Origin of the sequence: Pseudomonas syringae group sp. 26L6, from assembly GCF_032587815.1 — a bacterium.
GTDB classification, from domain to species: Bacteria; Pseudomonadota; Gammaproteobacteria; order Pseudomonadales; family Pseudomonadaceae; genus Aquipseudomonas; species Aquipseudomonas amygdali.
The window spans coordinates 51,589-73,741 of sequence record NZ_JAWHPJ010000055.1 but is presented as its reverse complement, the minus strand read 5'-3'; the positions used below and the strand labels follow the sequence as shown (position 1 = coordinate 73,741).

The window sequence follows — 22,153 nt, the reverse complement described above, 5'->3', positions numbered from 1 at the left end:
AAGGTCCTCGTTCAAAACGCTATGAAGCTCACCGTCGTGCGTCACGATGCCGCACGACGGTGTACGCGCTGAAAAATCTGTGGTCGGCAGATCTGCCGGATGGACACCCGTTTCCCGCCATACTGAGCTGAATTCACCTCATTTGGATCAGCGTTCATCGCAAGCTCCGCACCTCACACCCCGCTTCCGCTCCCCGCCGCAAATCCCCGCAACCTCACGTTCTACGTGGCCCTGCCGATAGCCCGGTATCAGATTATGGCCTCATTGAACTTCCCTGATAGGGCACAGCTCTGAAGTGATGTCACTATGCCTCTATCTGAATGGATGATTCCCTTCGAGGTGGTACCACTGACCTTGCACCTGCCGTGATGCAAAGAAATAAAGGAGCTTTTTCAGCCGGATCGGGCACCCTAATTAAAATAGAGACCACTATGAACATCCTTTCGCCTGGTATTTACCTTACCAATCGCCTGCGGTTCCCTGCCAAGTTTGCCGTTTTAGCCATCATCATTGTCATCCCGCTGATCGTTCTTGGTCTTCGGGTTTTCAACAGTCTGAATGCGAGCATCGACACCGTTGCCCAGGAACGTATCGGTCGCGAATACCTGCATGTCATGACACCCGTTCTGCGACTCTCCATGCTGCAGCGTGCAGCAACCAACCGTTTGCTCGCCGGCGATGCCTCCGCTGCCCAGGATCTGGCCAGCAACCGCACCCAGCTTGAAACAGCGCTTGGTAACCTCGCCGACATGGATGCCCGTCAAGGACGTCTGCTGGAGACCGAGAGTCGCGTGCAGCGTCTTCGCGAAGGTGCGCGCTCCCTGATGGAAAGTCTCAAGCCTGGTCTTTCGCAAGACGAGGCGTTTGCACAGTGGAATGAGCAACTGGCCCAAACACTCAACTTTATCTATTACGTCTCGGCTACCTCGGGCATGGTGCTCGACGAAGATTATGCGTCGCTGTTTCTGATCGACCTGAGCACCATTCGTATGCCCAGAGAAATCAACGTGGCTGGTCAGATCCGGGGTATCACAGCCGGTTTGAGTACCGGTCAGGGGCTAAGCGTACCGATGCGCGGCTCGCTTGAAAGCCTGTTGAAGATCGAACTGCAATTTCGCGCGGAGCTGGAGCAAAGCATTCGACTGCTCAAGCGTCGTGCTCCAGAGCTTGCTGCCCGCATTGGCGACCCTATCGCTTCGGCCACCTCGACGATGGACAGCTTTCGCAACGACCTGCACGCCTACGTTAAAGGTACAGAGTTCTCGGTGCAGCAGGGGCAGGCGCTGAGCGCGCGCGGTAACGCCGTGGTAGCCGGGCTTTATAAGGCCCAGGACGAAATCCAGAGTGCGCTTCAAGGTGAACTGGATACGCGTTACGACGCGCTCTTGCTGCAACGCGAAGTCGTGATTGCCATGTGCGTAATCATGGGCTTGCTGTTGCTCTATGCGTTCTTCAGCATCTACCGTGCCCTGCGCCTGACCATTGATGGTCTGCTGGGCGTCACCCGTCGCCTGGCCGACGGTGATCTGAGCGCCCGTGTACAGGTGAGCAGCAAGGACGAAGTGGCTGACATCGCCAACGGTCTGAACCTGATGGCCGAAGCATTCGCCAGCTCCATTTCGCACATGGACCGCACGTCATACGAGCTGTCTGATGTAGCTGCCCGCCTGGGCACCTCCATCGGTCTGGCCAAGCAGTCGATGAACGCGCAACAGGCTGAAACCGAGCAAGTGGCGACGGCCATCAACGAAATGACCACAAGCGTGGCCGACGTAGCGCAGAACACCGAAGGTGCTGCGCTGGCTGCTGATGAAGCGAACACTGCCTCGCGTAACGGGCTGCGCATCATGCATCAGGCCCACTCGACCATTCAGGCTCTGGCTGAAGAAGTGGAAGTCAGCGCCCAGAAAGTCCAGGCGCTGGCCCTGCACAGTCAGTCGATTGGTGGGGTTATTCAGGTCATCAGTACGATTGCCGATCAGACCAACTTGCTGGCCCTGAATGCTGCCATCGAAGCGGCCCGGGCTGGCGAGCAAGGCCGTGGGTTTGCTGTGGTGGCTGATGAAGTCCGCACACTGGCTTCGCGCACTCAGGCGTCGACCGAAGAAATCCGCAACATCATCCAGCAACTGCAAAGTGCCACCGAGGTTGCCGTGCAGCAGATGCAGGCCGGCCAGCAAAAGGCTCAAGCGTGCATCAGTGCCGCCAGCGATGCTTCTGGCAGCCTGTCGAGCATCAGCCAGGGCGTCGAGCGTATCGTCGAGATGAACACTCAGATCGCCAGCGCCGCGGTGCAGCAGCATGCGGTTTCCGAAGACATCAACCGTAATGTCATGGAGATCCGCAACAGCTCCGGGACCTTGATGCTGGGTATCGACAACAATGCGGTCACTGCCGAAGAACTGGCGCGAGTTGCCACCGACATGCGCAATGTCGTGGCGCGTTTCAAGCTGACTGCCTGACCGGATCGGGGGCTTGCAGCCCCCCGATTCTCCTCTCGAATCGGCGTTCGAACGCTGATTGCCTTTTTTTGATCAAGTTTTGCTCTTCTGCAGCCGATAGCTCTGGCGCGCGGGTTTGCTGTCCATAAAAACAAATCTTCAGCTCTTTCGTCGCGCACAAAAAGCATTTTCAGGAGATTTTATGAACAGCAGCTTTGCGAATATCAGCGTCAACATGAAGTTGGCATTGGGCTTTGGGACGGTTCTTTTTTTCACTGCCATTCTCGCCTTGGTCGGCTGGACCAGCCTCGATAAACTCATCAATCGCACCGACAGAATCGGCGACATCACTGAGTTGAGTGACAACTTGACCAATCTGCGGGTCGCGCGCCTGCAATATATGCTGACTGACGGCGATGAAACCGCCGCACAAAACATGCAGAGCAAGCTGGATGTCTTCAAGGCGCAGCAGCAATCACTGCTCATCAGCTTCAACAACCCGCTCAACCTCAAGCCTCTGCGCGAACTGGCCGATGTCACCCGTGACTATGAAGCCTCGTTGAACAGCATGCGCGCTGCGTTTCAGGCTGGCGCCAAAGTGCGTAACGAGATGACCGCCAATGCCATGGTTGCCATGCGGGCTGTCGACTCGTTGAACGATGCCGTCACGCAGATCGATCCTGCGGACCCGGCGCGTTTTGATCAGGCCCAACTGGCGACTGCCGCCAGGCAAGACCTGATTCTGGTTCGCTATGAAGTACGTGGTTATACCAGCAACCCCAATGACAAGACCGAGACAGCAGCTTTTCAGCAACTGGATACGGCGATCAGTCATCTGGACAGGCTCAAAACCACTTTTGGCGCTGCCAACCGCGAACAAATTGCCCAGTTTGAAAGCGCTCTTCGTAGCTACCGCAGCTCGGTCGAGGCTTTCAAGGCCACCACTCAGACTGCTGCGAGCGTGCGTAAGGACCTGACTTCCCAAGGGGCTGCCATCGTCAAACTGGGCGAAGAGCTGTATGGCATTCAGATGCAGATGGGCAAGGATGACACTGCTCAGGCGCGTAATCTGCAGATCGGTTGCGTGCTGTTGGTCATGTTGCTGGGCATTCTTGCGGCCATCGTCATTACCCGGCAGATCACCCGGCCGCTGCGCGACACGCTGGCGATTGTCGAGCGCATCGCTGCTGGCGACCTGACTCATACCGAAGCCGTCACCCGACGTGACGAACTGGGCGTATTGCAGCAGGGCATCCAGCGCATGGGCACCACCCTGCGCGAGCTGATTTCCGGTATTCGTGACGGCGTCACGCAGATTGCCAGCGCTGCCGAAGAGCTGTCGGCGGTTACCGAGCAGACCAGCGCCGGGGTCAACAGCCAGAAGGTCGAGACCGATCAGGTGGCGACCGCCATGCATGAAATGTCGGCCACCGTGCACGAAGTGGCACGCAATGCCGAGCAGGCGTCCGTTGCTGCCTCCGATGCCGACAAGCAGGCCCGTGAGGGTGACAAGGTCGTCGGCGAAGCCATCCAGCAGATCGAGCGACTGGCCGCCGAGGTGGTTCGCTCATCCGATGCAATGAACGTGCTGGAGCAGGAAAGCGACAAGATCGGCAAGGTTATGGATGTAATCAAGGCGGTTGCCGAGCAGACCAACCTGTTGGCACTCAACGCAGCCATTGAGGCCGCGCGTGCCGGGGAAGCCGGTCGCGGTTTTGCCGTGGTGGCCGACGAGGTCCGCGGCCTGGCGCAACGGACCCAGCAGTCCACCGAGGAGATCGAGGGCCTGGTGGCGGCATTGCAGAATGGCACGCGTCAGGTGTCGGGCATCATGCTTGGCAGCCGCACACTGACTGACAGCAGTGTCGAGTTGACGCGCAGGGCCGGTACGTCACTGGAAAGCATCACCCGGACCGTGTCGAATATTCAGGCGATGAACCAGCAGATCGCAGCCGCCGCCGAGCAACAAAGCTCGGTGGCCGACGAAATCAGCCGCAGCATCGTCAACGTTCGCGACGTATCCGAACAGACCGCCGAAGCCAGCGAAGAAACCGCAGCCTCCAGCGTCGAACTGGCGCGTCTGGGAGGCCAGTTGCAAACGATGGTCAGCCACTTCCGCGTCTGAACCAGCGCACTGTTGTGCCCGTGCGGCGCGGGGCGCGTGAGGTGTTCTTTCGGACACCTCTCGTTCCCTGCGCTCCAGCTAAGAAGTCATAAAGAGGACGCAGAGCGTCCAGAACGGCATGCGACGCAGAGCGTCGCACGATAGCTTAGATTATCGTTCCTCACGCTCCAGCGTAGGAATGCCGTGTGTGACGCTCCGCGTCACCAATCTACGCAGCGCCGACTGTTCACGATCGGGCGCAGAACATTCAGAACGGCATACCCGTTAGTCCTGCAAATATACGTTGGTATATATAACTCATACTCACAGATAAACATGACCTACGTTTGCAGGTTTTAACAGTTGTTCAAAACTCGATAAGCTTTACTCACTGTCCGGCAACTATTAACTCACGGCCTTTTTCTGTTATCGCCGACCGCCTGTTTGTTTATCACGCTGGCGGGTACGCGCCTGCACAGCCGATTCGAGGTGAACAATGCATTCGATATTTGAATTCGGTAAAAGCCTGCGCACGCCCCGTTTTGTAAAACCCGGTGCGCGCACTCCTTATTGGGCCGATGGTATTTGCCTGGTCGTTATTGCCGTGTTTATTGCGCTGGTGCTGTATGGCGTGGGCCAGATGATGCAGCCACTTGCCGCGCTGAACTCAAGCCCGATGAGCCTCGACCCTGCGCGCCTGCCCGAATATGCATTGCGCACCACGCTGCGCATGTTCATCGCGCTGGCCGCTTCGCTGGTTTTCACGTTTGTCGTGGCCACGCTGGCGGCCAAAAGCCGTAAGGCCGAGCAGGTGATTATCCCGGCGCTGGATATTCTTCAATCGGTTCCGGTACTGGGGTTTCTGACGTTCACAGTGACCTTTTTCATGGGGCTGTTCCCCGGTCGGCAAATGGGTGTCGAATGCGCAGCGATTTTTGCCATCTTCACCAGCCAGGCATGGAATCTCGCATTCAGTTTCTATCAGTCACTGCGTACCGTGCCGAGCGACCTGAATGAAGTCACCCGGCAGTTCGGACTGTCTCCACTGCTGCGTTTTACCCGTCTGGAGCTGCCGTTCGCCGTACCGGGGCTGGTGTGGAACATGATGATGTCGATGTCCGGCGGCTGGTTTTTTGTGGTCGCTTGCGAAGCCATTTCGGTCGGTGACACCACGGTCAATCTGCCTGGTATCGGCTCGTGGCTGGCGCTGGCCATCGAGCAGAAAAACCTTGCTGCGATTGCCTGGGCGGTGGGCGCAATGGCGCTGGTGATCCTGGCCTATGACCAAGTGTTGTTCAGGCCGATCGTGGCATGGGCGGACAAGTTTCGCTTCGAGCAAACCGCGTCGTCAAAGCGTCCGCGCTCCTGGATGTACAGCGTGCTGGGTCGCTCGCGGGTGGCACCGATGCTGGGCTCGATCCTCGCTGCGCCGTGCAAATGCCTGATGCTGATCGACTGGCGCGTGGTATCCCGGCTGTGGAACGTAAAGCTCACGCCTGGCGTTGCCCGGTTGCTCGACTATCTATGGCTGGCCCTGGTGATGGCTGCTTGCCTGACCGGCAGTGTTTACCTGTTCAGGTTCATCGAGACATCGCTGGGCATGAGCGACCTGGTCACCGCGTTGGGATTGGGGCTGGCAACAATGGTGCGGGTGATTGTCCTGATCGTCATCGCCAGCCTGATCTGGGTGCCTGTTGGTGTATGGATCGGCTTGCGTCCGGTCTGGGCTGAACGCTTGCAGCCGATAGCGCAGTTCATGGCGGCTTTTCCAGCCAACGTACTGTTCCCTTTTGCAGTGATTGCGATTGTCGGCCTGCACCTGAACCCGGACATCTGGCTTTCGCCGCTGATGGTGCTCGGCACCCAGTGGTACATCCTGTTCAACGTGATCGCAGGGGCCAGCGCCTTGCCGACTGACCTGCGCGAAGCGGCCACGATATTCAACATGCGCGGCTGGCAGTGGTGGCGGTGTGTGGCCTTGCCGGGGGTGTTCCCCTACTACGTCACAGGGGCGCTGACCGCATCGGGTGGGTCATGGAACGCCAGTATCGTCGCTGAAGCGGTGTCCTGGGGTGATCAGCATCTGGAAGCGGCAGGGCTGGGTTCTTACATCGCCAACGCGACTCAGGCGGGAGACTTTCCACGCGTTGCGTTGGGCATTGTTGTCATGTCGATCTTCGTCATCGCGTTCAACCGGTTGCTGTGGCGTCCGCTGTACGGGTTTGCCGAGCGGCGTCTGAGTCTTGTGTGATTTTGATTGAGGAGGGCGCCATCATGATGGCTGTCGAAACGCGTTGCCTGGTAGATGTTCAGAAAGTCCGACATGTGTACGGCAAAGGCAGCAAAGAGCGCCTGGTGCTGGATGACGTGACACTGACGCTCAATGAGAACGAAATTGTGGGCCTGCTGGGTCGCTCCGGCTCGGGCAAGTCCACCCTGCTGCGCTCCATCGCGGGGTTGGTGGTGCCCACCGAAGGCGAAGTGAATTTTCCTCGCCGCGTGCAGGGGCGGGCGATGTCGGTAGGCATGGTTTTTCAAAGCTTTGCCCTGTTCCCGTGGCTGACCGTGCTGGAAAACGTCGAAGTCGGGCTTGAAGCGCAACGTGTGCCACCCGCCGTGCGTCGCAAGCGCGCGTTGGCGGCCATCGACCTGATCGGTCTGGACGGCTTTGAGAGTGCTTACCCCAAAGAGCTTTCAGGCGGCATGCGCCAGCGCGTGGGCATGGCACGTGCGCTGGTCATCGACCCTGATGTACTGCTGATGGACGAGCCGTTTTCCGCGCTCGATGTGCTGACGGCCGAAACCCTGCGCACCGACTTGCTGGATATGTGGAGCGAAGGGCGCATGCCCATCAAGTCGATCCTTATGGTGACGCACAACATTGCCGAAGCCGTGCTGATGTGCGATCGCATTCTGCTGTTCTCCTCCAATCCGGGTCGGGTGATCAGCGAGATCAAGGTCGATCTGCCTCAGCCGCGCAATCGCCAGGACCCGATCTTCCGGGCGCTGGTGGAGGAGATCTACGTGCTAATGACCCAGGACAACGATGCAGGCGAAATACGTCAGGGCGTGTTTCCAGGCACCGGGCTGGGCATGGTCTTGCCGCAGGTGTCCACCAATGCGCTGGCAGGGCTGATCGAAGCCATTCATGCGCCGCCCTACAGCCTCAAAGCGGACCTGCCGGAACTGGCCAGCGCGCTGCACTACAACGCCGATGAGCTGTTTCCGATTGCCGAGGTCCTGCAACTGCTGCGTTTTGCAGAGCTCAAGGGCGGTGATATTCGCTTGTTGCCTGCCGCAAATCGCTATGCGCTGGCGGATGTGGACGAACGCAAGCAACTGTTTGCCCAGCATCTGCTGAGCTTCGTGCCGCTGGTCGCGCACATTCGGCGGGTGCTGGATGATCGCCCCACGCACACGGCACCGGCGCGGCGTTTTCGCGATCAACTGGAAGACTTCATGTCGGAAAGCGATGCCATGCAGACCCTGAATGTCGTTACGCAATGGGGGCGTTACGCCGAGCTGTTCGCTTATGATGAGCTGGCCGATCAGTTCAGTCTGGATAACCCGTCCTGAGGTTTGTACGACATACTCGGCAGGCCTTTTGAAGAGCGAGATGGTGCAGATGCACGAGCCAGAATCCTGTAGCAGAGCCGCGATGGTCGTCAGGTGGGTCGCTTTGCTGGCGCTGGCGCTGGTCATCGCGATTGCCGATACCCTGACCGATCTAGAGATCGCCGTGGGGGTGTTCCAGATCGCGGTGGTGTTGCTGGCGGTCAGGCTTTTGCCGTTCAGGGGCGTTATTGTCATGGCGGCGGTGTGCATGCTGCTGACGGTGGTCAGTTACGAAATGACCACCTCCAGAGGCAGCGAGGCGTCCGGGCTGATCAACTGCGTCATCAGCCTGGCCGCCATCGCCATGACCACCTGGCTGGCGCTACGTATGGCGCGGGCCATCCGCACGGTTCATGAAGCGCGCTCGCAGCTGGCGCACATCGCTCGGGTCAATCAGTTGGGTGAGCTTGCTGCGTCCATTGCCCATGAGGTGAATCAGCCGCTGTCGGCGATTGTCATCAGCGGTAACGCCTGTCAGCGCTGGCTGGCCACCGAGCCGGTCAATCTGGAAAAGGCCCGTCAGGCAGTCGAGCGCATGATCGGTGATGCCAATCGCGCCGGAGATATCATCGTGCGCGTGCGCGCCCTGGCGAAGCGCTCGTCGACGCACAAAGAGTGGATCAGTGTGGCGGACACGGTGGCCGAGATTGTCGCGCTGGCGCGCAGCGAGATAGACGGGCAGGGCGTCACACTGTCGGTTGACGTGCCGGAGGGAATGCCACCGCTGCTGGCTGACCGGGTGCAGATCCAGCAAGTGCTGCTGAACCTGATGCTCAACGGCATGGACGCGATGAGGAAAGTCGAACCGGAACAGGCGCAACTGGACGTGCGGGCCGAGTGGCACGGAGGCGGGGAAATCGAGTTCACTGTCAGCGACAGCGGTGTAGGGATTCAGCCGGAAGCAGCCGACCGGCTTTTCGACGCTTTCTACACCACCAAAGAGGAAGGCATGGGGATTGGACTGGCGATCAGTCGGTCTATCATCGAAGCCCATGGCGGGCGAATCTGGGTGACGCCCAACCCCTCAATCGGGGCCACGTTTCATTTCACGCTGCCCACTGGAAAAATGGAAACCTGATGAACACAGCCGCCACTGCACCGCAGGCCGAAGAGCCGGTCATCTTTGTCATCGATGACGACCTATCGGTGCGTTCTTCGCTGGAAGACCTGCTGGCGTCAGTCGGCTTGCGCAGTATGTTGTTCGGCTCGACCCACGAGTTCATGGACACCCCTCGTCCTGATGCGCCGGGCTGCCTGATTCTGGACATTCGCATGCCCGGCATGAGTGGCCTGGATTTTCAGGAGCACATGGCCAGGTCGGGGATTTTTCTGCCGGTCATTTTCATCACCGGGCATGGCGATATTCCCATGTCCGTGCGGGCGATGAAGGCCGGTGCGGTGGAGTTTCTGACCAAACCCTTCCGTGACCAGGACTTGCTGGATGCGCTCCAGCAAGGGCTTGAGCGAGACCGCAGCCGTCGCCGCAACTCCGCCGTGGAAGCCGAGTTGCAGCGCCGTCACGCCAGCCTGAATCATGGCGAACAGCAGGTGATGGAACTGGTCGTCAGTGGCTTGCTCAACAAACAGATCGCAGCCCGCCTGAACGTGAGTGAAATCACCGTCAAGGTCCGGCGTGGCTCGGTCATGCGCAAGATGGAAGCCGACTCGCTGGCTGACCTGGTCAAGTTTGCCGAGCGGCTCAAAGAGCTCCGTTGATTAACCCACGCCCGCACACTTATCGTTCCTTGCGCTCCAGCGTGTGACCGCCTTGCGTGAGGCTCCGCGTCACAACTCTGCGCCGCGCTGCTTGCTCGACTCATTCACCAGTTGTGGCAATACGTAGTTGCGTACCACGTACAACGAACCCTCTGCGCTCAAGTGTCCCGAGTCGATCTGCAGCAATGAGCGGCTGTTTTCCAGGCGTACCCGGCAGGCATCGGCGATGCACAGCTTGTCGATCAGCGATATAAACTGGATGCCCGCCGATACAGCCAGCGCGCGGGTTGTCTGATCCACCCGCATGACGCTTTGATCCAGCGCCGGATCGCGGATATGCGACTCGCTCAGCCCCCAGTGACGGTTGACGATGACACTGGGCAGCGATGGGCTCCACGATGGCATCGGACCGATCAGCACGATATGTTTCACGCCAAAGCCCTTGAGGCGGGCCGCAATCTGCTTCCAGTCGGTCTTGTCGTGGCCATCCTTCTGCGCGATGACCACGATGTCCGGACGCAGCCTCTCGATGCTCTGCAGGGCAGTCCTGTTGGAGTAGTCGCAGGCCTTGCTGGTCGCTGAAGCGCGTCCCTCGTGGTCATTCAGGTCGGGAACGCAACTGGCCGAGGCCACCTGATAGAAGGGGGTCGTGCGTGTCAGCAAGGTACGCAGCCCGAGTGACAACGCCTGGGCGTGAGAATCGCCCCACAAGAACACTCCGCCCGGCCCCTGTTTGCGCGTGCAGGTCTCGTCGATGGCCGACTGGCCACGCTGGGTCAGGGCGGAAAAGGCGTCACATTTCAGCCAGTAGGGCTCGTACAGGTTGTGCTGTCGATCAACGTATTCCTGGATGAAATGCGCCTTGTCCGAAACACTGATCGGGCGAAGTGGCGATACCGCGCCTCGCGTCGCACCCACCAGCGCCCCCGCCACGAAGACCAGAACGACCAGTGCGCCAGGCATGGCAAATTTCCGGCGCTGGTCAGGTTGATGTGGGCTGGCGGGCCGCTCGATCAACCGCCATGAGATCAGCCCCAGTGTCAGAGCCACGCCGATGCCCAATAGCACCGTGCGGGTGTCGCCCAGCAAACCGGTGTAGTTCATCCACACCACCACCGGCCAGTGCCACAGGTACAACGAGTACGACAGTTTGCCTGCCCATTGAAACAGTGGGTTGCAGGTCAGCAGCGAATCATTGCGGGCCGCCGCGATCACCGCGAAAGTCCCCAGCACCGGCATTAGCACCAGATACCCTGGCCACGTATCCTGTACGGACAGCAGACAGAAACCGGCAACGATCAGCGCCAGTCCGACCTGTTCCAGAACTCGCTGCTGTAGGGGCCTGAGTTGCAGCGGGAACAGGCAGGCCACGCCACCCGCGAGCAACTCCCAGGCACGGGTCGGCAGCAGGTAAAACGCAGCTTCTGGCCATCGGGACGAGGCAAACACACACACCACAAAGCCCGCCAGACTTGCGCCCAGCACCCACCAGCGCAGGTTGTGCAGCGCGACAAAGCGACTGAGGAGCAACAGTGCAATCGGGTACAGCAGGTAAAACTGCCACTCCACCGACAGCGACCAGGTGTGCAGCAGCCATTTCTCATGAGCACTGGCGGTGAAATAACCGGCCTCGCGCCAATAGACAACGTTGGAAACGAATCCCAGGCTGCTGGCCACATGAGTGCCCAACGCGCTGTAGTCCAGCGGCAGCAAAGAGAACCAGCCCAGCAGCAGCAAGGCAAGACACAGCACCGCGAGGGCCGGGACGATGCGTCTGGCCCGCGACGTGTAGAACGTTGTCAGCCTGAATTTGCCGCTCCTCAAGCCACGCAGGATGATCCCGGTAATCAGATACCCCGAGATCACGAAAAACACGTCCACCCCGGCGAAACCACCAGGCATCCAGGCGGGCTGAAAGTGAAAGAGCAGCACCGCAGCCACCGCGATGGCGCGCAGCCCATTGATGTCTTTTCTGAAGTCCATTTGATGAAGCCATCCGGTGGATGATCGTAAGGGAGAATGGCACTGTGCAGCGGCCGGTAAATGATCTGGCGGTCCGTCAGTGGGCAGTGGAGGGCAGCCTGAGCGCATGGCTTGCAGCGGATTGTCTGCTGGCAATCACATGACCAATGGCCACGCCTATAAACAGATTGGCGACAGCGACCTCGAACATGTCGGTGGTCCAGCTGATCAGGCACCAGCAGAAACTGATCGCCAGCAGCATGTGGCCGATGCGGGTCTGATCATCGATCAGTCGGAACAACAGCGGAATCTGTAGCGCGTACAGCAACAGCCCCAGCACGCCCAGCATCGCCCACAGATACAGCGCCGAGCTGTCCATGCCGAGAAATACGCCGGCACCTTCGACCGGAAACAGCCCCATTGTGCTGCCGACCATGCCGAAGCCCGCGCCGCTGATCATCCAGCCTTCGCGGCTCATGGCATTGATCAGGTTGGGCCAGGTATTGATCATCCGGTCATACAGCGAGGCCAGAGAGCCGCCGCTACTCACCGCATAGGCATCGGGGCTCACAATCAGCCCTAGAGTCGGTAGCAGCAGCCCGATGCCTACCACCACGATGCAAAGCGTTCGGCAGGTCCAGCTCATTCGCCGCAGCAACAGCAGAATGAGGGTCAGGGCGAATGCCGCGGCTGGCGCTTTGCTGGTGGTCAGCACGATGGCGTAAAGCGCCACGGCACTGAGCAGCATCATCATCAGGCGTGAGCGCACGAAAATGATCAGGTACAGCGTGTAGAAGGCGATCATGATCGACAGCACGTTGGACACTCTGGCGAAACCGGCAATGCGGTCTACCTCGTCCGCGCTCCATGTGGTGTTGGCGCTCAGTTCGGTTTCACCGACGCTGTAGCTGTAGCCCTTCCAGGGCACCGAGGTGTACTTGTCCAGAGCCATACCCAGCAGTGAGGCCAGCAGGCAAAAGCCGATGGCGCGGTACAACAGCGTGCGGCGGTAGAGCAGGTGCTTGCTGCACACCAGGCCGAACACCAGCGGGCTCAGGGCGAACAGACTGAACGCCAGGTTGTGGACGCTGGCGCGATGCAGCATGGCCAGCAGCCCGGAAATCAGCCACACCACCATGAACGCCCAGAACAACCGTCCCGCTTTGAAGGTGCACAGCTCAAGCACAAACAACAGGATGCAGGCAGCTTTGGGCGTGTAGAGCAGGAGGCTGATGCCTGCCTGATCGAAGTAGAAGCGCAAGGCTCCGGAGAAGGTCTCGACCAGAATCAGGCTGATGGCGACCCACATCACAACCGTGGATTTATCAAAGGATATCACCGACGACCTGGTGTCGGCGCTGTTCGCAGTAGTCAACGCCATGCTGGCTGCCTTCTGGATATGCGTCAGGGGAATTGCGCGGACAAAGCTACCGCCCGACGATCACGGGCATGTGTCGACACAGGAAGGCTCTGGGAGATGAAAGGTCTGGAGCGAACGCTCGCAACGGCGTGACAACACGTATATCAGTCGCAGTTCGGGCAACTGTCAATTAATTAGTCAGGATTAAGGGCTATGCGCTGCACTTTGTGCCAGGGATTGGACGCGGAGCGTCCAGAACGGCGTGCCCACGCTGGAGCATGGGCACGATAGTGTTTTGGCGGGCACTTAGTTGAACTCATGGTTCCTCACGCTCCAGCGTGGGAATGCAGTGCGTGACGCTCCGCGTCACAATTCTGCGCCGCACTGCACATTCAGGATCGGACGCGGAGCGTCCAGAAAGGCATGCGACGCAGAGCGTCGCACGATAGTTGCACCTATCGTTCCTCACGCTCCGCGTGGGAATGCCTTTCGTGACGCTCTGCGTCACCTATCTGCGGACTACGGGTACTTGCGTCTGTCCGGTGCTGGCGGGAAGTACTGGTACATCCACGTTTCGCTCAGCGTACGGTCGGCGGTGCGGATGAACATGCGCATTTCAACCGGCTCGACCGAGTCGCTGTCCGGTACCCAGTCGAAGGTGACGCGGTAGCCCTTGATGTCCGGCAATACGAGGATGTTGAAGTCCTGCACCTTGCCATGCGTGACCGTGACGATAGGCTCGATCCCGGTGCCTTCCGGCAAGCGATCCAGACCGCCGCCGTTGAAGTCCACGGCAAAACGGCGCGCCCAGGTTTTCGGGTAATGCTCGCCCGGTGCCCAGCCTTCGAGGAAGCCGCCCATGCCTGAACGAGTGGCGTGGACCTGCGCCAGCGGCGTGCTTACAGGTGGCAACGGGCTCCAGAACAGCTTGTAGCCGTAGTTCATCGAATCCCCGGCCTTGACCGGCGTCTTCGGTGTCCAGAACACCACGATGTTGTCCATCGTTTCGCCCGTGGTCGGCAGCTCCAGCAGGCTGACCTCGCCCTCGCCCCACGCGGTAATCGGCTCGACCCACAGGCTCGGACGGCGGCTGTACCAGACTACAGTGTCCTGATAGCTGGAAAACTCGTGATCGCTCTGCACCAGCCCGAAACCTTTCGGGTCGGTGTCGGCGAACGCGCTGAATTGCGGTTTGGCCGGGTTGTTCAGCGGACGGCAGATCCACTCACCATTACCGCGCCACATCGACAGGCGATCCGAATCGTGAATTTGCGGGTGGATGGTGTCGCACATGCGGCGCTCGTGAGTGCCGCAACTGAACATGCTGGTCATCGGCGAAATGCCCAGTTGCTGGATATCGGTACGGGCATTGATGTGCGCGTCGATTTCCATGACTACCTGGCCAGCCTGACAGTCGATGTCGAAGCGGTAGGCACCGGTTGCACTGGGTGAGTCGAGCAGTGCGTAAACCACAAAGCGTGTGGCGTTTTTATCTGGCGTTTCAAACCAGAACTTGGTGAAGTCGGGGAATTCTTCCTGACGCTTGGCGTAACTGTCGATGGCCAGGCCGCGGGCCGACAAACCGTATTGCTTGTTGCTGTCTACGGCCCGGAAGTAGCTGGCACCGAGGAACGAGACAACGTCGTTGATGGCGATTTCGGGCGCCTTGAACAACTTGAAGCCTGCAAAGCCCAGATCGCCCTTGACCAGATTCTTGTCGATGCCGCTGCTTTCGTAATTGAACAGGTCATGGCGGAAATGCACTTCGCGCGCCTGCTTGTTCTGCGGGTTGACGCTGTACATGCGCACCGGCGTCTTGAAACCCATACCGACGTGGAAGAAATGCACGTCGAGCTGACCGTGGACGTCTTTCCACAGTGAGTGGTTCGGGTCGTAGCGAATGGCATTGAATTGCAGCGGCGTCATATCTGCCAGGACGGGTGGCAGCACTTGCTTGTTGCTCACATAGCCTTTGCCTGCGAGCTTCTTGGCATGGGCTTGCAGCTCTGCAAAATCGAAGTGTTCGATCTCGCCATCGGCTGCGGCGGCCAGTGCTCGCGCAGCATAAAGCCCTGAGGCCGACACGCTGCCGTAAGCGGCCAACGCCATGGACGCTTTCAGGAGATTTCTGCGATTCATAAGGGTGAAGCCTCTGAGTAATTCTGTGCGTCCTGCACAAAAAATGGCGCGCCAACGACTCCTTGCCGAACGCAAACTACCCACAACAGATAACAAAGACGAGATCCCGTTCGGAAATCAGTCAAAAAAAATCGCCGATTGTGCTCAATGGAAGCGGCATCCAGAGGGCAGGAATGGACGTTTTTCAGGCCTGTTGGGGTGGGTTGAATGCGCTCGGCACCGCTTGGCGCAAGGCTTGCGAGCGAGGTGGGTGCGCAGCGCCGGTCAGGGCGATAGGGTGCGTTGGCGCAGAGCGCCCGAATATGCGCGCAATATTCAGCAACCATTTTGCCGGGTCGCAAACTGAGCAAATGTCAGCCTGCCGCAGGCGAGCGTCCAGTACCGCATGCTGGTGCGGAGCATCTGCACGATATCCAGCCCAATCATTTGCCGCTATATCGTATTCGTTCAGGCAATAGTCCTGACGAAAGTTTCACTCTGCGTGTTATATCGTAACGCTATGATGCAGCTGCATTAATGGATGCCGATACACGGCTCTCCACAGGGCAATAATCAGCGGGTGCCGGGGTAGTGATGCGGGTTGATTTGGGTGAGCACGATGGCCTCGAAGGCCTGCCGCGTTTTCAAATGGCGGTGCAGCAGGTTCGGCGTCTCGGGCGACTGATGTATGTGAGCGGTGGGGTGGGCGCGTTCGGGCTGCTGCTGGCGCTGTCCATCGATCTGTTTTCCCCTGGTTCATTGTGGATGGCCGTGCTGGGCAATGCGTCGGCGGCGCTGATACTGCTCGCTGCGGGCCTGCAGTCGGCCAGGCACGTCGCGATGTGGCGTGCCCGCGCGTTGGCTGCACCTGTTGCCGCAGACTCTCCCGCGACGGCGCAAGCGCTCGATGAAACCGGCTGGTATGAGCGCCTGCTTACCCGGCTGAGCGATTCGGGCGAGTCACTGGTTCGGCACATCGGCAGCTCGACCCTGTGGCTTGCCGGGTGGGCAGTGCTGGCGTTGATCGTCATCCGCGCCTTCTGGAACCTGACGTTGTCTGGCTCCGACCTTTCCACTTCAGGCAATCTGGCGGGCAGTATTCTGTTGCTGTTGGCGTTCGGGCTATTGGTCATCGAGCGGCAACTGAGCAGCGAGCCCGAAGGCCAGTCGCCAGAGGCCGGGGCGCTGGCGCAGCTGGTGCGCATGACGCTTATCGTTCTGCTGGTCGGCGCGTTGTGCCTGTTCTTCTCCAGCGCTGATCGCGTCTGGCCTGCACGGCTGGCTGTGTTGATCGGCCTGCTGCCATTGGGTGTGGCGCTTGAATTTCTGTTGCGGGCTGTGTTGTCGGTGTTCAGCCCGCGCACTCCGCGTCTCGAGCCGCGCCTGCTGGCCGCCAGTTTTATCGCTGACCTGCTGCGCTGGCCACCGCGCCCGTTGCTCGCCTTGCAGCATGAGCTGCACAACCGCTTCGGCATTGATCTGCGCCAGATCTGGGCCTTTACCTACATGCGCCGCGCCTTTTTGCCGGTGCTGGCGGTGGTGGTGGCGCTGGGGTGGGCGCTGAGCGGCGTGCATGAAATTCCGATGCAGGGGCGAGGCATTTACGAGCGGTTCGGCAAGCCGGTCGAGGTCTTCGGACCGGGTCTGCATGTCGGTTTGCCTTGGCCGTTCGGCCGGGTCCTGGCGGTTGAAAACGGTGTGGTTCATGAGCTGGCGACCAGTGTTTCTGCGGCCGACGCGGCCGAGCAGACGCTGGACCCGGCCGAAGGCCCGCCGCCGGGCAGCGCCAACCGGCTATGGGATGCCAGCCATATCAACGAAAAATCCCAGGTCATTGCCAGCAGTGCCGGCGACAAGCAGAGCTTTCAGATCGTCAATATGGATGTGCGGTTCGTCTACCGCATCGGCCTGACAGATGCCGCGGCGATGGCCTCGACCTATAACAGCGCCGATATTCCTTCTCTGATCCGCAGCACGGCCAGCCGCGTGCTGGTGCATGACTTTGCCTCGCGCACGCTGGACGAGCTGCTCGGCGAACAGCGCAGCGGGCTGGCCGATGACATCGGCAAAGCCGTGCAGGCTGACTTGCAGCGTCTGGACAGCGGCGTTGAACTGCTCGCCACGGTGGTCGAAGCCATCCATCCGCCAGCAGGTGCCGCCAATGCCTATCATGCCGTGCAGGCTGCGCAGATCGGCGCACAGGCGCTGATCTCCCGCGAACGCGGTGCGGCCAGTGACAAGGCCAACCAGGCGCAACTCAATGCCAGCGTTGCCCGAGATCAGGCCAGCGCTGCAGCCCGTGAAGTTCTGGCCACAGCGCAAGGCGCGGACCTGCGCTTCAGTGCCGAGCGCCAGGCCTATGCCAAGGCAGGGCAGGCATTTTTGCTGGAACAATACCTGGCGCAACTGACCGAAGGCCTGGGCAATGCCAAGCTGCTGATACTCGACCACCGTCTGGGCGGCGACAACGCGCCGACCATCGACCTGCGTACCTTCACCCCACCGGCAGACCCAACGGCGCCGCGTAAAGCCGTTCAGTAAGGAGTCGTCCCTTGAGTCTGTTTCATCATCATCACGATCACGCCGACCACGATAGCCATGACAGTCACGGTCATGGCGGCCACGGCCATCATCACCATCATCATGGCGCGACCGGTCCGGCAGCGTTCCCTTGGCGACGGGCAAGCCTGGCGGCGGTGCTGATCGCCTTCGCGATTGCGGCGGCGAGCCTGGTGCAGGTGCGCTCGGGTGAAGCGACCGTCGTCACCCGCTTCGGCAATCCTTCCCGCGTTCTGCTCGACCCGGGCCTTAACTGGCGCTGGCCCGCACCGTTCGAAGCGACCATTCCGGTGGATCTGCGCCTGCGTACCACATCCAGCGGTTTGCAGGATGTCGGCACCCGTGACGGCTTGCGCATCATCGTTCAGGCCTATGTGGCGTGGCAGGTACAGGGCGATGCCGACAACGTGCAGCGCTTCATGCGCGCGGTACAGAACCAGCCCGACGAAGCAGCGCGGCAGATCCGCACCTTTGTCGGCTCTGCGCTGGAGACCACCGCGAGCAGTTTCGACCTGTCCAGCCTGGTGAACACCGACGCCAACAAGGTGAATATCACCGCGTTCGAAAATCAGTTGCGCCAGCAGATCGATCAGCAACTGCTGGCGACCTATGGCGTTCGTGTTCTGCAGGTAGGCGTCGAACGACTGACACTGCCGTCGGTGACGCTCAATGCCACGGTGGACCGCATGCGCGCCGAACGCGAGACCATCGCCACCGAGCGGACCGCCGTGGGCAAGCGTGAAGCAGCGCAGATTCGTTCGGCAGCCGAGCGCGACGCGCGCATTGTCGAGGCCGATGCCACGGTCAAGGCGGCCGATATCGAAGCGCAATCCCGTGTTGAAGCCGCGCAGATCTATGGCCGCGCCTATGCGGGTTCGCCGCAGCTCTACAACCTGCTGCGCTCGCTGGACACACTGGGCACCATCGTGACGCCGGGTACTCGCCTGATACTGCGCACCGACGCCGCGCCATTCCGCGTGCTGGTAGATGGCCCGCCAACGCTGGACGGCAAGAGCGGAACGCAGCCATGAGCCAACCGGTCGACGAGCCCGTAACGCAACGACCGCCTGCCAATAGCCCATGGTTGCAGGCGAGCCGACTGGCGTTCATCGGGCTGTATGGCGTGACCCTGCTGGCTGCGCTTGCCTGGGCGACGTCCAACGTGCGCCAGATCGATCCGCAGAACCGTGCCGTGGTCATGCGCTTCGGCGCGCTCGAGCGGGTGCAGAACGCAGGATTGCTGACCGCCTGGCCGCAGCCGTTCGAGCAGGTAGTGCTGCTGCCCTCGGCTGATCGGGTGATCGAGCGACGGGTGGAAACCTTGCTGCGTTCGCCAGCGGCACTCAAAGCCGATGAAATCGCGACCCTGTCGGCGCCAATGAGCGATGCTCTGGCTGGTTCCGGTTTTCTGCTGACCGGTGATGCCGGTGTGGTGCAGCTGGACGTCACCGTGTTCTACAAAGTGACTGACCCCAACGCCTTCGTATTGCAGGGCGATCATGTATTGCCCGCACTGGACCGGCTGGTCAATCGCAGCGCCGTGGCGCTGACTGCAGCGCGAGACCTGGACACCATTCTGGTTGCCCGCCCCGAGCTGATCGGCGCTGACAGCCAGGCAGCAGAGCGCCGTGAGCGGCTGCGCGGCGACCTGGTGCGCGGTATCAATCAACGCCTGACTGAACTCAACGCGACCGGGATGGGCATTGGCGTCGAAGTCGCTCGGGTGGATGTGCAGTCGAGTCTGCCGACGTCGGCGGTCAATGCTTTCAATGCCGTGCTGACGGCCAGTCAGCAGGCCGACCAGGCCGTGGCCAACGCACGTACGGATGCAGAAAAACTGACCCAGACCGCTAATCAATACGCTGACCGGACCCTGCAAGTGGCGCACGCACAGGCTTCCGAGCGCCTGGCCAAGGCACAGGCAGCCACCGCGACCGTCGTCAGCCTGACGCAATCTGCCGAGAACCGCAGCGATCCCGGCCTCATGCAGCGCCTTTATCGTGAACGTGTGCCGGGCATTCTGCATCAGGCAGGTTCGGTCACCACCGTCGATCCCAAAGACGATTCCCGCCTGATCATTCAGGGAGCACCGCAATGAGTGGCGAAGCCGTTCACACCCATCACGCCATCAAACCGCAAGCGGATGGCAGTCTGCTGAGCAACGCAGAGCAGCGTAGCGCAGCCCGGCAATTGACCCTCGCGATGCTGGCGCTGGGCCTGTTGGCATTGGGTCTGGTCTGGCGTTTTTTCGCTCCGGAACAGGCAGGTGTCAGCCAATTGCTGTTGGGCGCCGCTTCGCTGCTGGTGGCGATACCTGTGATCAGCGCTGGTTGGCACAGCCTGCGGCATCCAAGCCTGCATGGCATCACCGATCAGTTGATCGCGCTGGCGATGCTCGGTGCCTGGGCCACTGGCGATCTGATGACCGCCGCCTTGCTGCCGATCATCATGATCTTTGGCCATGTGCTGGAAGAGCGCAGCGTGATCGGCTCGCAGGAAGCCATCGAAGCGCTGGGTCGTCTGACCCGCAGCCAGGCACGTTTGCTGGGGCCTGATGGCAATATTCGCGAGGTCGACAACGCTACGCTCAAGGCTGGCGATCAGGTTGAAGTGCGTGCAGGTGACCGGGTCCCGGCGGATGGTCGGGTTCTTTCCGGGCAGGCCAGTCTGGACACTTCATCAATTACCGGCGAGTCGGTGCCACTGGAAGCCAGTATCGGCATCGAAGTGTTTGGTGGGGCGATCAACCTGGACGGGCTGCTGCGTATCGAAGTGACCCGCATCGGCGATGAGTCCACGCTGGGCAAGGTCATCGCGCTGATGCAGAGCGCGGAGCGTTCCAAGCCGCCGATCACACGCCTGCTGGAACGCTACGCAGGCAGCTACATGGTGCTGGTCCTGTTGATCGCGGCGCTGACCTGGTTTATCACTCAGGATGCTCAGGCGATGCTGGCGGTGCTGGTGGCTGCCTGTCCCTGCGCACTGGTGCTTTCGGCTCCGGCCACGGCTATCGCCGGTATCGCAGTCGCCGCACGGCACGGCATTTTGATCCGCAGTTCGGCGTTTCTCGAAGAACTGGCTGACCTGAACTCACTGGTTGTGGATAAAACCGGCACCCTGACCTATGGCCGACTGCGCTTGCAGTCGGTGCAGGCTGAAGGGCCGCAGCATCCGCAATTGCTCGAACTGGCGGCCAGCCTGGGGTCGGCCAGCAGTCACCCGGTCAGCCGTGCATTGGCCGGTCTTGTGGATAACACTCGGCTGTTGCCGTTGCTGGACACCCGTGAGCGGCAGGGACTGGGTGTGGTGGCGTCCACCGGGCAGGGTGAGGCAGCGCTGGGTCGTCCGGAATTGTTCGAGCAGTTGGGCATTGTCACCCGCGGCGTACCTGCACATGACGGCCCGCTGGCCGGGTTGTCGCTGGATGGCGTTTTCCTGGCCTGGCTGCTGCTGGCCGACAGCGTCAAGCCTGAAGCGCAGGCTGCGCTGTTTGAATTACGTGAACTGGGCATGGGACGGCAGTTGCTGTTGACCGGCGACCGACAAAGTGTGGCCGACAACCTTGCACACGATATTGGCATAGCAGACGTCCAGGCGCAGGCATTGCCGGAGGACAAACTGAACCGTGTCATGGGCGAGATCGCCAGTGGCTTCCGGCCGATGGTGGTCGGCGACGGGGTCAACGATTCGCTGGCTCTAAAAGCAGGCGTGGTCGGCGTCGCGATGGGGGCGGGCGGGGCGGACATTGCCCTGGCTTCCGCCGATATCGTGCTGATCGGCAGCGATCTGCGTCGTCTGGGCACCTGTGTGCGGCTCAGCCGTCAGTGCCGTCAGACCTTACAGGTCAACGTGATCATCGGTCTGGGCTGGACGCTGGCCATCGTTGCGCTGGCCGCCTTTGGTCTGCTCGGCGCTGCCGGCGCGATGGTCGCAGCTATCCTGCACAATCTGAGCACCTTGTTGGTGTTGGGCAATGCTGGACGTCTGCTGCGCTTTCAGGAGCCATTGCTGAAGCTCTAGGCATTTGGTGAACGACAAGGCTCAGGCTAGGGGCGCTGATCAGCGCTTTAAAACGGCTTGAGCTTTGACGAATTCTGTTACAAATTAAGCGCTGTGTTTCAGTGCGTGATCCAAATTCAGGCTGTCTTTCGGCTCGAATCAGTGGGTACAGGGCTGTTCCCCGAAGTTGATTCATTGCAGTTTTGCCGTCGCCAATAGCCTTTGCGGGCCCTTTTGCGGGGCCCTTGCTGGATTACTCTTTTTGAGTTTCTGGATAAG

Annotated in this window: 13 protein-coding genes and 2 pseudogenes; 12 read left to right on the top strand and 3 right to left on the bottom strand. The window is 60.4% G+C overall.

Annotation, left to right across the window (positions count from 1 at the left end; all coding sequences use genetic code 11):
- Positions 1-320 precede the first annotated feature (320 nt).
- The 8 genes and pseudogenes from RYA97_RS26675 to RYA97_RS24080 form a co-directional block, all read left to right on the top strand.
- A pseudogene (locus RYA97_RS26675) lies at positions 321-1,592 on the top strand (HAMP domain-containing protein); the annotation flags it as partial.
- Positions 1,593-2,462 (top strand): methyl-accepting chemotaxis protein, encoded by an 870-nt coding sequence (locus tag RYA97_RS26670; RefSeq protein WP_371911629.1) that lies wholly within the window; start codon positions 1,593-1,595, stop codon positions 2,460-2,462.
- A gap of 181 nt (positions 2,463-2,643) precedes the next feature.
- Positions 2,644-3,663: pseudogene (locus tag RYA97_RS26665) on the top strand (methyl-accepting chemotaxis protein); the annotation flags it as partial.
- Positions 3,664-3,702: 39 nt separating this feature from the next.
- Positions 3,703-4,566, top strand: a complete 864-nt coding sequence (locus tag RYA97_RS26660; protein ID WP_369812074.1) for a methyl-accepting chemotaxis protein — start codon at positions 3,703-3,705, stop codon at positions 4,564-4,566.
- Positions 4,567-5,041: 475 nt separating this feature from the next.
- Positions 5,042-6,796: an ABC transporter permease gene (locus RYA97_RS24095; protein WP_010199667.1), complete on the top strand. Its 1,755-nt coding sequence runs from the start codon at positions 5,042-5,044 to the stop codon at positions 6,794-6,796.
- Between the two features lie 20 nt (positions 6,797-6,816).
- Complete coding sequence (locus RYA97_RS24090; RefSeq protein WP_029241027.1) at positions 6,817-8,121, top strand: AAA-associated domain-containing protein; 1,305 nt, start codon at positions 6,817-6,819, stop codon at positions 8,119-8,121.
- A 49-nt stretch (positions 8,122-8,170) separates the two neighbouring features.
- On the top strand, positions 8,171-9,238 hold the full coding sequence (locus RYA97_RS24085; protein WP_039847490.1) for a sensor histidine kinase: 1,068 nt from the start codon (positions 8,171-8,173) through the stop codon (positions 9,236-9,238).
- Positions 9,238-9,876: a response regulator transcription factor gene (locus tag RYA97_RS24080; RefSeq protein WP_005781402.1), complete on the top strand. Its 639-nt coding sequence runs from the start codon at positions 9,238-9,240 to the stop codon at positions 9,874-9,876. The genes RYA97_RS24085 and RYA97_RS24080 overlap by 1 nt, the downstream gene beginning before the upstream one ends.
- Positions 9,877-9,945: 69 nt before the next feature.
- Here RYA97_RS24080 and RYA97_RS24075 read toward each other — a convergent pair whose 3' ends face one another.
- The 3 genes from RYA97_RS24075 to RYA97_RS24065 all read right to left on the bottom strand — a co-directional run bounded on the left by RYA97_RS24075 (position 9,946) and on the right by RYA97_RS24065 (position 15,337).
- Positions 9,946-11,859, bottom strand: coding sequence for an acyltransferase family protein (locus tag RYA97_RS24075; protein ID WP_005781404.1), 1,914 nt, complete (start codon positions 11,857-11,859; stop codon positions 9,946-9,948).
- A gap of 76 nt (positions 11,860-11,935) precedes the next feature.
- Entirely contained in the window at positions 11,936-13,219 is a 1,284-nt protein-coding gene (locus tag RYA97_RS24070; RefSeq protein ID WP_005781406.1) for a membrane protein, read from the bottom strand.
- 498 nt (positions 13,220-13,717) lie between these two features.
- Positions 13,718-15,337 carry a glucan biosynthesis protein D gene (locus RYA97_RS24065; protein WP_005781408.1) on the bottom strand — a complete coding sequence of 540 codons (1,620 nt, stop codon included), beginning with the start codon at positions 15,335-15,337 and terminating at the stop codon, positions 13,718-13,720.
- Between the two features lie 573 nt (positions 15,338-15,910).
- Between RYA97_RS24065 and hflK (RYA97_RS24060) the strand changes: the two genes are divergently transcribed.
- From hflK (RYA97_RS24060) to RYA97_RS24045, 4 genes are read left to right on the top strand one after another with little or no spacing between them, the layout of a single operon-like run.
- Positions 15,911-17,857, top strand: a complete 1,947-nt coding sequence (hflK, locus tag RYA97_RS24060; protein ID WP_010199678.1) for a protease modulator HflK — start codon at positions 15,911-15,913, stop codon at positions 17,855-17,857.
- Positions 17,858-17,868: 11 nt separating this feature from the next.
- Positions 17,869-18,906, top strand: a complete 1,038-nt coding sequence (gene hflC / locus RYA97_RS24055) for a protease modulator HflC (RefSeq protein WP_002555935.1) — start codon at positions 17,869-17,871, stop codon at positions 18,904-18,906.
- Positions 18,903-19,973, top strand: a complete 1,071-nt coding sequence (gene hflK / locus RYA97_RS24050; protein ID WP_005781414.1) for a protease modulator HflK — start codon at positions 18,903-18,905, stop codon at positions 19,971-19,973. Before hflC ends, hflK (RYA97_RS24050) begins: the two co-directional genes overlap by 4 nt.
- Entirely contained in the window at positions 19,970-21,895 is a 1,926-nt protein-coding gene (locus tag RYA97_RS24045) for a cation-translocating P-type ATPase (protein WP_316893216.1), read from the top strand. Before hflK (RYA97_RS24050) ends, RYA97_RS24045 begins: the two co-directional genes overlap by 4 nt.
- Positions 21,896-22,153 lie beyond the last annotated feature (258 nt).

What these genes read in the sequence shown, in the direction of transcription:
- RYA97_RS24045 (WP_316893216.1), top strand. Translation starts at nt 19,970, where the DNA reads ATGAGTGGCGAAGCCGTTCACACCCATCACGCCATCAAACCGCAAGCG.
- hflK (WP_010199678.1), top strand. Translation starts at nt 15,911, where the DNA reads ATGCGGGTTGATTTGGGTGAGCACGATGGCCTCGAAGGCCTGCCGCGT.
- RYA97_RS24095 (WP_010199667.1), top strand. Translation starts at nt 5,042, where the DNA reads ATGCATTCGATATTTGAATTCGGTAAAAGCCTGCGCACGCCCCGTTTT.
- RYA97_RS24070 (WP_005781406.1), bottom strand. Translation starts at nt 13,219, where the DNA reads ATGGCGTTGACTACTGCGAACAGCGCCGACACCAGGTCGTCGGTGATA.
- RYA97_RS24075 (WP_005781404.1), bottom strand. Translation starts at nt 11,859, where the DNA reads ATGGACTTCAGAAAAGACATCAATGGGCTGCGCGCCATCGCGGTGGCT.
- hflK (WP_005781414.1), top strand. Translation starts at nt 18,903, where the DNA reads ATGAGCCAACCGGTCGACGAGCCCGTAACGCAACGACCGCCTGCCAAT.
- RYA97_RS24080 (WP_005781402.1), top strand. Translation starts at nt 9,238, where the DNA reads ATGAACACAGCCGCCACTGCACCGCAGGCCGAAGAGCCGGTCATCTTT.
- RYA97_RS24085 (WP_039847490.1), top strand. Translation starts at nt 8,171, where the DNA reads ATGCACGAGCCAGAATCCTGTAGCAGAGCCGCGATGGTCGTCAGGTGG.
- RYA97_RS26670 (WP_371911629.1), top strand. Translation starts at nt 1,593, where the DNA reads ATGGCCGAAGCATTCGCCAGCTCCATTTCGCACATGGACCGCACGTCA.
- RYA97_RS26660 (WP_369812074.1), top strand. Translation starts at nt 3,703, where the DNA reads ATGGGCACCACCCTGCGCGAGCTGATTTCCGGTATTCGTGACGGCGTC.
- RYA97_RS24065 (WP_005781408.1), bottom strand. Translation starts at nt 15,337, where the DNA reads ATGAATCGCAGAAATCTCCTGAAAGCGTCCATGGCGTTGGCCGCTTAC.